Origin of the sequence: Pseudomonas sp. R15(2017) (genome assembly GCF_002112685.1) — a bacterium.
Classification (GTDB): domain Bacteria; phylum Pseudomonadota; class Gammaproteobacteria; order Pseudomonadales; family Pseudomonadaceae; genus Aquipseudomonas; species Aquipseudomonas glycinae.
Genome location: NZ_NEII01000002.1, coordinates 373,770 through 385,976, shown reverse-complemented (window position 1 = coordinate 385,976; position 12,207 = coordinate 373,770). Strand labels below are relative to the sequence as shown.

At 60.1% G+C, this 12,207-nt stretch carries 7 protein-coding genes; all 7 read left to right on the top strand.

Annotated elements, in window-relative coordinates; all coding sequences use genetic code 11:
* Positions 1–13: 13 nt before the first annotated feature.
* Positions 14–2,827, top strand: a complete 2,814-nt coding sequence (locus CAF77_RS05270; protein ID WP_085654129.1) for an ATP-binding protein — start codon at positions 14–16, stop codon at positions 2,825–2,827.
* Positions 2,824–4,011, top strand: coding sequence for an EAL domain-containing protein (locus CAF77_RS05265; protein ID WP_085654128.1), 1,188 nt, complete (start codon positions 2,824–2,826; stop codon positions 4,009–4,011). Before CAF77_RS05270 ends, CAF77_RS05265 begins: the two co-directional genes overlap by 4 nt.
* Positions 4,012–4,076: 65 nt before the next feature.
* On the top strand, positions 4,077–7,295 hold the full coding sequence (locus tag CAF77_RS05260) for a hybrid sensor histidine kinase/response regulator (RefSeq protein WP_085654127.1): 3,219 nt from the start codon (positions 4,077–4,079) through the stop codon (positions 7,293–7,295).
* A 38-nt stretch (positions 7,296–7,333) separates the two neighbouring features.
* On the top strand, positions 7,334–7,981 hold the full coding sequence (locus CAF77_RS05255; RefSeq protein WP_085654126.1) for a response regulator: 648 nt from the start codon (positions 7,334–7,336) through the stop codon (positions 7,979–7,981).
* Positions 7,982–8,110: 129 nt separating this feature from the next.
* Positions 8,111–8,701 (top strand): fimbrial protein, encoded by a 591-nt coding sequence (locus CAF77_RS05250; RefSeq protein WP_085654125.1) that lies wholly within the window; start codon positions 8,111–8,113, stop codon positions 8,699–8,701.
* 70 nt (positions 8,702–8,771) lie between these two features.
* Complete coding sequence (locus CAF77_RS05245) at positions 8,772–9,506, top strand: molecular chaperone (RefSeq protein WP_085654124.1); 735 nt, start codon at positions 8,772–8,774, stop codon at positions 9,504–9,506.
* A 65-nt stretch (positions 9,507–9,571) separates the two neighbouring features.
* Positions 9,572–12,133, top strand: a complete 2,562-nt coding sequence (locus CAF77_RS05240; RefSeq protein WP_371915534.1) for a fimbria/pilus outer membrane usher protein — start codon at positions 9,572–9,574, stop codon at positions 12,131–12,133.
* Positions 12,134–12,207: the final 74 nt, after the last annotated feature.

Sequence of the window (12,207 nt, the reverse complement as noted above, 5' to 3'; positions counted from 1 at the left end):
CTAGGGTGGCCGGATGAAACTTAAGAACTACCTGCACCAGATCAATCCGCTGCTGTCGACGCCGAATGCCGCGCGGCGCCTGCTGCGTATTTTCGGGCTGGTGTTGCTCATCGGCATTCTCAGTGGCGTCTACAGTTTTCTGTTGCTGACCTTCAACGCCGAGGTATCACGCCGCCGCAGCCACATGAGCAGCGCCATTGCCGAAGCGCACACGTTTTTCACCACCCGTGAGGCGCTGCTCGAAAGCCTCAGCCTGTCGGCCATCCGCAAGCCCCACGGTGTCAAACCGCAAGTATCGCCCGAGGAAGTGCATATAGCCCTGGGCTCCCAACGTGGCAAACAGTGGAGTATTTGGCTGACCGAGCGCATCAAGCAGTACCTCGTCAACAAGCAGGTCAACCTGCTCTACGTCAACAGTGGCGACGAGGTGCAGGTCCAACGCCTGTATACCGCCACGTCGACGGTCGCGGATTTCCCGCCGGCAATGCTGGCGCGTTTGCATACCCTGATCAGCGACCACACCGCCACGCGGGGTGAACTCTGGCTGACGCACCATTCGGCCAGCCATTCCCAGTTGTACATGTTCGTTCGCCTGGATACCCGTGACGCCGCCTCAGGCTGGCTCGGTCTGGAAATGGACGGTCGCGAAGTGTCGGGCGCTCTGGATGATCAAAGCGCCGGGCAGTTCATGATGTTCAACGCCGACGGCATGCTGGTGTTCAGCAACAGTGAGCCGGCGCAGCTCGGTCAAAACCTGCTGCAGATCCAGCGACAGAATTTTTTCGGCTTCGTCGGTGGAGGCTGGCTGCCCGATCATCTGGTGATGCGCAAACAACTGAAATCCTCGGACTGGCAATTGGTCTACTCGATCGACCTGCGTGACGTCGTGCTCGCGCTATGGCCACGACTGCTCGGCGCTCTGCTCTTTTGCCTGTTCAGTATCAGCTTGGTGTGGCTGTTGATCCGGCGTCTGGAATATCGCTTTATCGCCCCGACCATCAGCCGCATTCAGGCGCTGGTGGAAAGCGAACTGTTCAGCAGTGATGTGATTCAGACGGCACCGGTGGCCCTGTGCGTGTTACGGCGCACCAGCGGCCAGGTGGTCCTGGAAAACACCTTGTCGCAACAATGGTTGGGGCCGGGTGGTGAACGGGAGCGACTCAGTCCGCGCTGGATCCATCAGGCCTTCGATGCGCCGGATCCGCAGGTCACCGATTATTTCGAAACCGCCGACGGGCGTCACTTGTACCTCAGTTGCGCGCCAACCCGCTACAAGGGCGAAGACGTGTTGCTCTGCGCTTTCAGCGACATCAGCACTCGCACACAAATCGAAGAGGCGCTGGAGCAGGCGCGGCAGTTAGCCGACGCCGCCAACGAAGCCAAGACTCTGTTTCTCGCCACCATGAGCCACGAAATTCGCACGCCATTGTATGGCGTCCTCGGCACCTTGGAATTATTGGCGCGCACCGATCTGGACGCGCAACAAACCGACTACCTGCGCACCATCGAAGGCTCGTCGGCGACGCTGTTGCAGCTGATCTGCGACGTGCTGGATGTGTCCAAGATCGAAGCTGGGCAACTGGCGCTTGAGCTCAGTGAGTTTTGCCTGCACGAACTCGTTCATGAAGTGATTCAGGGCTACGCCGCGGCGGCCCATGGCAAAGGGCTGGACCTGTACGCCGTCATGGATCCGAAGCTGCCGGAACGGGTGATCGGCGACGTGTCCAGGATCCGGCAGATCCTCTACAACCTGTTGAACAACGCGGTCAAATTCACCGACACCGGGCGCATTGTGCTGCGGGTGATACCCCTGGGCCGCGACGCAGAACGGGTCAGCCTGTTCTGGCAGGTATCGGACACGGGCAGAGGCATCACCCAAGAAGACCAACTGCGCATCTTCGAGCCTTTCTACCAGAGCCGCGGCCACACCAACGTCATCGCGGGGACCGGGTTGGGGCTGCCGATCTGTCAGCGTCTGACGCATTTGATGAACGGCAGTATTCGCGTGGTCAGTGAGCCTGGCCTGGGCAGCAGTTTTTCGCTGACCCTTTCGCTTGAAGAGCCTTCGACGCCGATGTTGCCGACCAGCTTCCCCCCTCTTCTGCCGAGAGTCGTCTACGTGGTGTCGCCGATCCGCGAACTGGCGCAGTCCATGAATGGCTGGTTGCGCCGATGGGGCGCTCGCCCCCAGCTTGACCGACCTTCAAAGGCAGCCATCAGCCCCGGCAGCGTGTTGCTTGAACTTCACCCCGGGGCATTCGATCAGTGCCTGGATGCCGAGTGGAACGGCGCCCGGGTGATCGCCACCGCGGACGGTTACAACGACCCGCAATGGGGGGCCGAGGGCTGGGTGGTCAACCTCAATCACCTGCAAGCGATCCATCAAGCGGTCAGCCGCGCCCAGGGCGTGTCGGTCAATCGCCCCGAAGTTCAAGCCCCGAAGCGACCACTGAAAACCTTGCATCTGCATGTGCTGGTTGCCGAAGACAACGTGATCAACCAATTGATCCTGCATGACCAGTTGCAGGAACTGGGCTGCACCGCAGCGCTGGCAAGCAATGGCGAAGAAGCGCTGGCACTGTGGCGCAAAGGCCACTTCGACGTGATCCTGAGCGACGTCAACATGCCGGAGAAAAACGGCTACGAACTGGCACGTGAGTTGCGGCGCCTGGGCTGCACGGCGCCGATCATCGGCGCGACCGCCAATGCCATGCGCGGCGAAAAAGCCCTGTGCCTCGAAGCCGGGATGAACGATTGCCTGGTCAAACCCTTCACGCTGCAGGCCTTGTACAACCAACTGGCGCCTTACCAAAGAATTCCGTCATGAAACCCTTGAGCATTCTGGTCGTTGAAGACCACCCGTTTCAGCAACTGTACTTGCAGAACCTGTTCTGCGAGCTGGGCCCGTTCGATGTGCAATTCGCCGAGGAAGGTCGCGCGGCGCTCGACTGCCTGAAAAGGCAGGACTTCGACCTGGTGCTCACCGATCTGTTGATGCCGGGCATGGACGGCGTACAGTTCATTCAGGGTCTCGCCGCCTCGGGGTCGCGCCCGGCGCTGGCAATCATGAGCGCCGCCTCAAGACGCATGCTGACCAGTGCCAGCCTGGCTGCGCGCAATCTGGGCGTCAACGTCATCGGCCTGATTTCCAAACCGGTCAAGGCCGCGGCGCTGCGCAACCTGACCGATCAATTGGGCAGTCTGCGCCAGACCACCCTGCCCCTCTCCGGCCCGCGCATCGATCATCCGTCGATTGTCGAGGCGCTGGAAAACGGCGAGCTGCAGGCATGGTTTCAACCGAAGAAGTCGCTGGCCAACGGGCGCATCGTCGCCGCCGAAGCGCTGGTGCGCTGGCTTCATCCCGAACAGGGCGTCTTGCTCCCGGGCATGTTCCTGCCGGCCTTCAAGGCGTTCAATCTGGAGGAAGGCCTGCTCTGGCTAATTCTCGGGCAAGCGATCAAGGCCCAGGCGCAGTGGCGCACTCAGGGATACGTGATTCCGGTGTCGATCAACCTGCCGACCCATTTGCTAAACAGCCCCGACCTGGCCGATCGCATTCTTGCCTTTGTGCTCGAGCACCACGGGGTGCCGGCGATGATCTGTTTTGAGCTGATGGAATGCTCGATGCCCGAGGACATCAGTAATTTCTACGCCGGCGCCTGCCGCCTGCGCATGAAAGGCTTCGGTCTCTCCCAGGATGACTTCGGTCAGGGCTACAGCTCCTACATGAACCTGGTCTCGACGCCGTTCACCGAGTTGAAGATCGATCGTGCGCTGGTACAAGGCTGTAACGACAACGAGGAATTGGCCCAGGCGCTGACCAGTATCGTCACCCTGGGCCGACAATTGGGCCTGACCGTAGTGGCCGAAGGCGTCGAAACCGCACAAGAACTGGCAGTCTTGCGTAAGATCAACTGCACTCAAGTGCAGGGCTTCATCATTTCCCATGCCGTGTCGTCCCAGGACTTTCAGCAATTGCTGACGCGGGACGGTCCCGCCTTGACGGATTGATCACCCGGCTTTGCACAGCCACCGGTGCTCAACGCTTATCCCGGCATTCTCAGCAGGCTCGCTTTATGACTCAACCAAACACTCATCTGGAGAAACTGACCAGCAGCTCGTTGCGGATAAACACGGGGCTGGTGGTGCTCTGCGGGTTGGCGTCGCTGCTGATTGGTCTCAGTGCGTGGGGTTTGCACCGCATGGTCACAGAGCAGCGCGATGCCGTGCAGTTCCACTTTGCGCGGCTGATGGAAAACATCGGCGAACAGGATGTTTTCCTCAGCGCCATCGTTCGTGAGGCCGATAAGGGCGTCCCGCTGGACACCCATTTGCAGTTGTTCCAGCAAACGCCGCTGTTGAAGGAGGGAGCCGATATCTACAAGGCTCAAGAGCACTCCTTTTCCCTGCCGTTCAGCGTGAAGATCAACCCGGCGGCCATCGACACTCAAGCGCGAGGAGGCGTTTTCGCGTTGGGCGCCCATCTGGCCAGTTACTACAGCTCGTTTTGGTCGGCCTCGCACTATCAGTCGCCGCAGGTGTTTCTGTTCAACGTCCCGGACAATTTCGATATCGCCGTACCGGCTGCCGGGAAACTGCGCGGGGTCGGACAAATCCAGGGCGGCACCTTCGGCCAGGTCATGGCGCACGTCCTGCAGACGTTGCACGACGCCAACCCCCGACCTCTGGACAATGAGGTCCACTGGGTGCGCTACGACGCCCCGACCGAGGGTTCCGAGCCCCGCTCGGTGCTGGCGTACGTCAATGTCGATTTGCCGCCGAGCCAACTGAACATCGGCGGCGCCAGTTCCTGGGTCGTGGTCGCGTCGTTGCTGAATCTGTCGCAGATCAACGACATCGAGCGGATCATGGAGTGGTCGATCTACGACAGCTTCACCCTGACTGCGCCCAATGGGACCTTGCTGTTGGGTGCCGAACCGCCCGGAGCGGACTTGCGTGACGGGCTCAATGTTCGGCTCGACGGGCTGGTCTTCAAGATTTCCAGCGCTGGCGCGCAACCGTGGACGGCGGTGTATATCGTCGGCTTCACCAACTTCATCGACTACGCCTGGTGGCCGCTGATCGGTCTGCTGATGCTGATGCTTGCCGCCATCGGCGGCAGCTGGACATTCAATCGCTGGTACAAGACCCGCGTGGTCATTCCCGCACATCAGGCTCACGAACACATCGCCGAAAGCGAAGTGTTCAGCCGGGCAATCATCGACACCGCGCCGACCGGCCTGTGCGTGGTACGGCGCAGCGATCATGAAATCCTCCTGGAAAACCGCTGCATGCAGCAATGGCCGCGCAGCGACCGGCTGATTCGCGCCCTCAATCACAAGCGGCCGCTGACCCGCGCCGGCGAGACCGATCTGCAGGTTGAAGAACGGCATTACCACGTCGGGTGGGTCGACGCCCGTTACCGCGGCCAGGACGTGTGGATCTGCGCCTTCCATGACGTCACCCGACACATCGATGACGCAGCCGCCCTGGAAAGCGCCCGACGTGCCGCGGACTCGGCCAACGAAGCGAAAACCCGCTTTCTGGCCACCATGAGCCATGAGATCCGCACGCCGCTGTACGGTGTGCTGGGCACGCTCGAATTGCTGGGGCTGACCGAACTGGGCCCCCGCCAGCAAGAATACCTACGCACGATCCAGCGCTCGTCGACGACCTTGTTCCAGTTGATCAGCGACGTGCTCGACGTCTCCAAAATCGAATCCGGGCAAATGACCATCGAAGCCAAGGACTTCTGCCCGCTGGAGCTGACCGAGGACTCGCTGCGCGCCTACAGCGCTTTTGCCCAGGCCAAGGGCTTGCAGCTTTACGCCTGCATCGACCCGGCCCTCCCCGACCGGGTACGAGGCGACCCGCTGCGCATCCGCCAGATTCTCAATAACCTGTTGAGCAACGCGATCAAGTTCACCGACAACGGGCGCGTGGTGCTGCGGGCCAGGGTGGTGGATCACAAATCCGGCGTTGCACAGGTGCAGTGGCAGGTCAGCGATTCCGGGATCGGCATTTCACAGGCGCAGCAGGTGCAACTGTTCGACCCGTTCTATCAGGTGCGCGATGCCTCCAGCGAAGCCGGTGCGGGCCTGGGCCTGGCCATTTGCTGGTGGTTGTGCGAGTTGATGGATGGGCAACTTAAAGTCGTCAGTGAACCGGGGCTGGGCAGCAGTTTCTCGTTGCAACTGGGGCTGGCCTGCGTGGAAGGTGAGCTGACCGATTGCCCGGCGTTCGTCGCGCAGGCGCCGACACTCTACGTTCGGGCGCAGGCGCCGGAACTGGCGCAGCATTTCTGCGACTGGCTGACGCGCCTCGGACAGGACGCGCAGATCATCCATCCCGACAACCACCACGTGCCCTGCTCCGCGGCGCTGTTGCTGGATGTGATGCCGACCGGCGAGGCATCGCGCTGGCCCGGTCCTCGCGTCGTGGCCATGGCCGACGGTCCCAATCCGCCGGCGTTCACCGCCGACGGCTGGCGTGTCGATGCCCACGATGTTCGCGCCGTCGCCTGGGCTGTCCACTACGCTCGACAAGGCGCCGATTCGCAACGTGGTCCGGCGCTAAAGACGCCCGCACGACGCCTGGAGCTGAATATCCTGATTGCCGAAGACAATCCGATCAATCGGGCAATCATCAAGGAACAACTCGAAGCGCTGGGCTGTTCGGTGGTGGCGGCGGCCGACGGCGAACAGGCGCTGCACCAATGGCTGCCGGACGTGTTCGATCTTGTGCTGACCGACGTCAACATGCCGGTCATGAACGGCTATGAACTGGCCAAGGCGCTGCGCAGCAACGACCCGCAATTGCCGATCATCGGCGTCACCGCCAACGCCTTGCGCGACGAGGGTGAACGCTGCGCCGCCGTGGGCATGAACGCCTGGCTGGTCAAGCCGCTGAACCTGCACACGCTGCGATCGCAATTGCTCAAACACTGCAAAATCGCCGAGCCGTTGCCACTCGATGCGCCGGCAGCGGTGCCCGATTCGCCAGCGCCGGAGCAGCCCCTGCAGCTGTCGCCGAAAATGCGCGCCCTGTTTTTCAGCACCCTGCAGCAAGACATCGAGACAGTACGCGCCTTGCTGCACAACGACGATGCGCACGGACTCGCCCAGCAGTTGCACGGCATGGCCGGCGCACTGGGCGCCGTGCAGGCGAGCGGCCTCGCGCAGACGTGCGTGCAGTTGGAGAGCCGATTGCACGGCCAGTGCGTCACGCCTGACCTGGCCCGCGATATCAACGTTACGCTGGAGCGCCTGACCACGATGCTCGATGCTCTGGCGTAACCCGATTGAATTCAATAACACATCAGGGATAGTCGAACATGGCCACACTCAACGTCGTGATCGCGGATGATCACCCCATCGTTTTACTGGGTGTACGTGAGCTGATCGAACGCGATGACCGATTTCACGTCGTCGGCGAGGCGGTCTGCTCCAATGAGCTGATCGAATTGTTGCAGCAAAAGCCGGTTGATCTGGTCATCACCGATTTCAACATGCCTGCCGATTCGCCCTATGGCGACGGCCTCAAACTGGTGGAGTACCTGGGGCGGCATTTCCCTGACGTGAAGATTCTCGTGCTGACCATGATTTCCAGCCCGTTGATCCTGACGCGCTTGCATGAACTGGGGGTGGTCGGCGTGATTCAGAAAAACCAGCTGCACGACGACATACAGCGGGCCCTGAATTCGATCGCCGGCGGGCGCACCTTCAAAAGTGCGGTGCCTGAACCTGTCAGCGTCATGGAATCGAACCTGGCGCTGGACGAGAGGCTGTCTCGGCTCTCACCCAAGGAATTTGAAATCCTGCGCATGTTTGTCGCGGGACAAAGCGTCACCGCGATAGCACGAAGCCTGTCCAGAAGTGCAAAAACCATCAGCACGCAAAAAATCTCGGCGATGCGCAAACTTGAAGTGTCCAGTGATCAGGATCTGTTGACGTATTGCCTGGAGAACAAGGTTTTTCAATAACTCGCCTGGTTTAACAACTTGTCAGAAAGTTGTTCTAGGAATCGTCTGATGTCAGGTGTTACCCCCTCAGTCTTATATTCCGGATCGTGTTCTCCAACACAACTCATTCACGATCTAATGGATATCGACATGAAAAATCTTTCGCTGACGCTGCTGACACTGTCCATGCTTTCGGTTGCCGGACAATCCTTTGCAGCCGATCCCGTCACACCGACCAAAGCGGGCAGCGGCACCATCAACTTCACGGGCGTCATCAACAACGACGCATGCTCGGTCGAAAATATCGGCCTGAATAAAACCATTTCGGTACCGATGGGTGAAGTGTCGATCAAGGACATGGGCACCGCTGCCGCGCCAAAAGGCAGTGGCCGACTCAGTGCAGAAAACTTCGATATGAAGATCAACTGCAACGCCGGCACCAAGGTCGCGATGATCTTCGAACCGACCAAGGGCGCCGGCTCAGGCATCGTGACCGGTACTAAAGTGCTGAAACTGACCGATGGCGTTGGCGCTGCGAAAAACATCGGTATTGCCTTGCTCGACGCCAATGGCGATCAGATCGACCTGAGCTCGCCGGCCGCCGCCAAAATCGAAAACACTCTTCAAGACGGCAGCGCCACCCTGAAATTCTCCGCCGCCTACGTGACCACTGCCGATCCGAAAACCGCCGTTGCCGGCCGTGGTGACGCCACCCTGCCGTTCACCCTGCAATACGAATAAACCGCGCTCCAGGCTGACACTGTGCGGGGCGCGAGCGTCCCGCCTTTTTCTCATTTCCAGGCAATTTCGCATGTTTAAACGACACGTCCTTTCCCTGTGTATGGGCCTGCACTGCGCACTGATGGCAACGCAGGCGAACGCCGGTATCTCGCTGAGCGCGACCCGCGTTGTATTCGATGGCGATCACAAGGAAGTCAGTATCAAGGTCCGCAACAACGGCGACGACCTGTTGATCCAGTCTTGGATCGACAATGACTCGCCGGCGGCGGCGCCTTTCGCGGTGACGCCGCCGCTGGCGCGCATCCTCGCCAATGAGCAGCAGTTGCTGCGAATCATCTACGAAGGCACCGGCATGCCATCGGACAAGGAATCGGTGGTGTGGCTGAACGTTCAGGAAATCCCCCAGGCGGCCAAAACACAAAACACCCTGCAGTTGGCGGTGCGTCAACGCATCAAGGTGTTCTTCCGCCCGGCGGGCCTGGCCGGTAAGGCGTATCTGGCACCGACTCAGCTGCGTTGGCAGATCGGTGAACGCAACGGGCACGCCATGCTGACAGTCAGCAACCCGAGCCTGTATCACGTCTCGATGTCAGAGGTGTCCGTGCAGTCGGGTCAAAACAGGGAACTGGCGGTCGACTCAATGATGATCGCGCCGGGGGAAACCAAGACCCTGACGCTCAAAGGTAACAGCCACTCCACTTATACGACGCTCATCTTCTCAAGTATTAATGATTACGGCGCCCAGGATCGTTACAGCGCGACGTTATCGGGCAATACCGCCGTCAACGCCAAAGCCGCGCAGTAACACGCTCGCTTCACCTCTTGATTCCGACCATCAATCAAGTCTTCGTTCTCTGTAGCAATATAGGGCTGGGTATGTCTGTCTTCCCGCACAGTGATGTCACTTCGCTGAATAAACACGGCTGCCCGAAATACTCGGGATTCAATGCACTGTATCTGGCCATGCTGGTAAGTCTGCCGAATCTTGCAACCGCCGATGATGCCGTTGTTGCACCGCAGCAGGATCAACTCGCCCAGTTCAACACGTCCTTTTTAAAAGGCGTCGGATCAAACGTGGATTTGAACCTGTTGCTTTCGGCCAGCCGTGTTCTGCCGGGCAACTATCGCGTCGACGTGTACAGCAACGACGTATTGGTGGGCCGCCGAGATATCGATTTTCGCCGTTCACAAAAGACCGGCAGGGTCGAGCCCTGCCTGACGCTGGACCTGCTGCAGCAGCTGGGCATCAACATGAGCAGTCTCGAGGCGTCCGGGCAGCTCAAGCCGCAGGCGCCTGACACGTGCTACGACCTGCCAACCCTGATCGATCAGGCGACCGTCAACTATGACGCCAGCCGCCTGCGGCTTTCCATCAGCATTCCGCAGATCGCCATGCAACGGGGCATGCGCGGGTACGTCGATCCGGCCTTGTGGGACGCGGGTGTCCCGGCGGCGTTCATCAACTATCAACTGAGCAGTAACCGAAACAGCACCGATGCGTCGACGACAATCTCCAACAACCTGGGTTTGCGCAACGGCATCAACCTAGGCGCCTGGCGCCTGCGCAACGAGTCGAACATCAGCAGCCGGACCGGTCAGCCGAACACCTTCAAAAGCAACCGCAGCTACGTGCAGCATGACGTCACGGCATTGAAGGGACAGTTCAGCGCCGGCGACATCTTTTCCGACTCGCAGCTCTTTGACAGCGTGCGCTATCGCGGGCTGAAGCTGGACTCCGACGACGGCATGCGCGCCGACAGCGAGCGCGGCTATGCGCCGGTGATCCGTGGGGTGGCGCACAGCAACGCCACAGTGGAGATCCGCCAGAACGATTACATTCTCTACAGCACCAACGTGCCGTCCGGGCCGTTCGAAATCAGCGATATCTACCCGAGCGGCTCCAACGGCGACCTGCAGGTAACGATCATCGAAGCCGACGGCTCACGGCATGAAACCCGCCAGGCGTTTTCCAGCCTGCCAGTGATGGTACGCAAGGGCCAGGTCAACTACAGCGTTTCGGCCGGTCAGTACAAAAGCAATACCGAGGGGCTGGCCGAACCGAAGTTCGTCAGCGCTACCCTGGCCTATGGCATGACCAGCAACCTGACGGGCGTTTTCGGCATGCAGGCCACCGACCGGTTCAAGGCCATGTCGCTGGGCATGGGGCGCAACACGGCGTATGGCGCGGTGTCATTCGACTTGACCCACTCCTCCAGCGAGGCGCGCGGCCAGACCACCGACGGCAACAGTGTGCGGATGCTCTATGCCAAGACCTTTACCGGCACCGACACCAACTTCACCCTTGCCGCCTACCGTTATTCGACCGAGGGTTACCGCACCCTCACCGAGCACGTCGAAGATCAAAGCAACGAGCAGCAACGCCGTGGCAGCTCCAAGACCCGTACCGACCTGACCGTCAGCCAGAGCCTAGGCCGAAATCAGCAATTCGGCAGTCTCTATCTCAACGCGACTGATCAACGCTACTGGGGGCGTGGCGGCTCACGTAGTCTGTCCGCCGGCTACAGCAGCAGCTGGGGCGATGTCACCTACAACCTCGGCATCACTCAGACCCGGGACGTGGGCAATGACGGCCCGTCCAACAATGACACACAGATGAACCTTTCGCTGTCATTCCCGCTCGGATCCACGCCGCGCGCGCCACGGGCGTTTCTCTCGACCAACCGGCAAAAATCCAGCGACAGCAGTCAGTTGGGTGTAAACGGCTATCTCTCGGAAAACAGCGACACCTTCTACTCCCTGCAGGCGGGCACCAGCAGCAACGGCGGGCAGTCCGGTTCGGCGAGCATCAGTTCGCGTACTTCGTTTGTCGACGTCAATGCCGGTTACAGTCAAGGGCGTGGCTACACCTCGCAGAACCTGAGCCTCGCCGGCTCGGTGGTCGCCCACGCCGGCGGCATCAACCTGGGGCAAACTCTGGGCGAAACCTTCGCCCTCGCCGAAGTACCGGGTGTACCGGGCGGCGTCAAGATCAGCAGCTACAGCGGCACCGAAACGGGCCGCAATGGGTTTGCGGTGATACCCAACACGCAACCCTACCGAGTGAACTGGGTCAGTCTGGACACGCAAGACCTAGGCGCTGACGTGGAGATTGAAAACGCCACTCAGCAAGTCGTACCGAGGCGTGGTGCCGCTGTCCTGCTCCGCTACCCTTCACAAACAGGACGGCGGGTGCAATTCGAGCTCTTTGATGCGCTGAACAATCGGCTCCCCTTTGGCGCTATTGTGGAAAATGATGTCGGAAAACAGCTCGCCATTGCCGATCCTTCCGGCAAAGCTTTGGCTCTGGTACGGGACTCAAGCGCAACACTGACAATCAGGTGGGCAAAGGAGCAATGCCAGGCCAACTACAGACTGTCCGCACGAGATAAAGCGCTTAACTTTGAACGAGTTCCGTTGAAGTGTATTCCGTAAAAAGATTATCAATTAGTGTAGAAGCGTCTTGTCATGCACCGTCCGCTTTTGGCCGAAAGTAGTCCGTTACAAAA

What these genes read in the sequence shown, in the direction of transcription:
- CAF77_RS05270 (WP_085654129.1), top strand. Translation starts at nt 14, where the DNA reads ATGAAACTTAAGAACTACCTGCACCAGATCAATCCGCTGCTGTCGACG.
- CAF77_RS05265 (WP_085654128.1), top strand. Translation starts at nt 2,824, where the DNA reads ATGAAACCCTTGAGCATTCTGGTCGTTGAAGACCACCCGTTTCAGCAA.
- CAF77_RS05260 (WP_085654127.1), top strand. Translation starts at nt 4,077, where the DNA reads ATGACTCAACCAAACACTCATCTGGAGAAACTGACCAGCAGCTCGTTG.
- CAF77_RS05255 (WP_085654126.1), top strand. Translation starts at nt 7,334, where the DNA reads ATGGCCACACTCAACGTCGTGATCGCGGATGATCACCCCATCGTTTTA.
- CAF77_RS05250 (WP_085654125.1), top strand. Translation starts at nt 8,111, where the DNA reads ATGAAAAATCTTTCGCTGACGCTGCTGACACTGTCCATGCTTTCGGTT.
- CAF77_RS05245 (WP_085654124.1), top strand. Translation starts at nt 8,772, where the DNA reads ATGTTTAAACGACACGTCCTTTCCCTGTGTATGGGCCTGCACTGCGCA.